At 67.4% G+C, this 531-nt stretch carries 1 protein-coding gene; it reads right to left on the minus strand.

The annotated features are described in order from the left end of the window. Positions 1 to 131: 131 nt before the first annotated feature. Positions 132 to 531: hypothetical protein (locus PUR56_RS16040; RefSeq protein WP_329949426.1), on the minus strand; the 400-nt coding region annotated here is incomplete at its 5' end.

The following is a 531-nucleotide window of genomic DNA, read 5'->3' on the forward strand; positions in this document are numbered from 1 at the left end:
ACGCAGCCGGGGTCGTCGAAGGTGATGCCGGGCGTGCGCAGGCCGGTGACGGAGAAGGACATCACCATCCGGTGGTCGCCGTGGCTGGCGAGCTCGGTGGCGCGGGGCGTGCCCGGCCTCGTGCGGGAGCGTCAGCTGTGCGGGAGGACGAAGTTGTAGCCCTGGGCGCTGTGGGCGCCGCCGGTGGGGCAGACGCCGTCGGTGGGATAGCCCCTGAATAACATGGAGAAGCATTTCTGGCAGAATCGCCAGTTGCGCTGGGCGGTGGGCGTTTCCGGTACGTCGTGCGGGAGGACGATGTTGTAGCCCTGGGCGCTGTGGGCGCCGCCGGAGGGGCAGACGCCGTCGGGGGGATAGCCCCAGAAGAACATGGAGCAGCAGTTCTGGCAGAATCGCCAGTTGCGCTGCGCGGTGGGCCTATCCGTAAAGTCGTGCGGGAGCACGAAGTTGTAGCCCTGGGCGCTGTGGGCGCCGCCGCAGAGGCACACCCCGTCGCTGGAATAACCCCAGAAGAACATGCAGAACCATTTC

The sequence above is a fragment of the Streptomyces sp. BE303 genome (assembly GCF_036290945.1).
In the GTDB taxonomy this organism is placed as follows: Bacteria; Actinomycetota; Actinomycetes; order Streptomycetales; family Streptomycetaceae; genus Kitasatospora.